Raw genomic sequence first — 1,376 nt, 5'->3', positions numbered from 1 at the left:
GATTCTGTTGAAAAACAACGTGTCGCGAGTGCAGAATGTGTCGCCAGAAAGAATGGCCGCATGCCTTTCTTGTCAGGCTGTTCGCGGTTTCTGCGGTGCAGGAAAGATCTTGGCTAACTTCCGGAGGTTCTGGGCGGTGGCAGCGAGGAGGAATTCGTCGTTTGCGCCGCATGGACCACGTAATCGCAGCCGCCCGAGACCAAGAATGCGTTTGAGATGGGCAAACAGCATCTCGACTTTCTTTCGCAGCTTCATCGAAACTTGGTATTGCTTGGTATTGCTTGGTTCTTGCGATGTCGCGCGCGACCTGCCGGGCGTCTTCATGTTCTTCGCGTGTGATCTTGCGCGCATCCGCATTCGGGCAGCACTTTGGTTTTGAAGGGCAGGCTTGGCAGGTCAGCTTTAAGGCCTGATATTTGGCCACACCCTTGCCGGTCGGGCCACGGTTTGGGTCTGAATAGTTACGGCGAAACTGCTTGAGCGCTTCACCCTCCGGGCAGATATATTGGTTGTTATCGGCGTCCCATTCAAAGTCGGCACGGCTCCAGGTGCCATCGGTTCGCCCGGCTTTATCGATGACCGGAATATGCGGTGCGATCTTGCGATCAACCAGCCAGCCCAACATCGGTCCTGATCCATAGGCTGTGTCCGCAATGATGCGCTCGGGATGGAGACCGAAGCCGTCTTTGACCCGGTCCAGCATCGTGCGTACAGCGCCAACCTCAGCCTGCCGGATCGAGCGTGTCGCCTCCACATCAACGATGACGCTGTGGTCGGTGTCGATCAGGTAATTGGTAGAATAGGCAAAGAACGCAGGGCCTTTGCGGGCCGCAGTCCATTGGCTGGATGGGTCAGAGTGTGATGTGAACTTCGGCTCTACGGGTGTTGCCGCGCCAAAGGCAGCGTCATCTAACACATTGAGATATTCCCGCACGGCACGTGGCGCATCGTCAGGATTGATGGTGTTTCGATCCCAGTCTTCTTTGGCTGTTGAGTTCTGTTTGTTGGCATCCGCCTCAATCAGGCTGGCATCCGCTGCAAACCGTTGGCCGCTGACCAGGCCTTCTGTAATGCTCCGCGCGACGGTCGTCTCAAACAAGTGGCGTAGCAGATCGCTATCCCGGAACCGCCCGTGCCGGTTCTTCGAGAACGTGGAATGATCTGGCACAGGTTCATTCAGATCGAGGCGGCAGAACCACCTGTAGGCCAGGTTCAGATGAACCTCCTCGCAGAGACGGCGTTCAGAACGGATGCCAAAGCAATACCCCACAAGCAGCATCCGGATCAGCAGTTCGGGATCAATCGAAGGACGGCCGGTGTGACTGTAAAAATCCGCCAGATAATGACGGATGTCGCTCAGGTCCACAAACCGATCT

1 pseudogene is annotated in these 1,376 nt (G+C 56.2%); it reads right to left on the bottom strand.

Annotation, left to right across the window (positions count from 1 at the left end):
• Positions 1-72 precede the first annotated feature (72 nt).
• Positions 73-1,376: pseudogene (locus AC2D8P_RS16535) on the bottom strand (IS1182 family transposase); the annotation flags it as partial.

The organism is Roseovarius sp. YIN77 (assembly GCF_057219155.1).
This window is presented reverse-complemented; position numbering and strand designations above follow the sequence as displayed.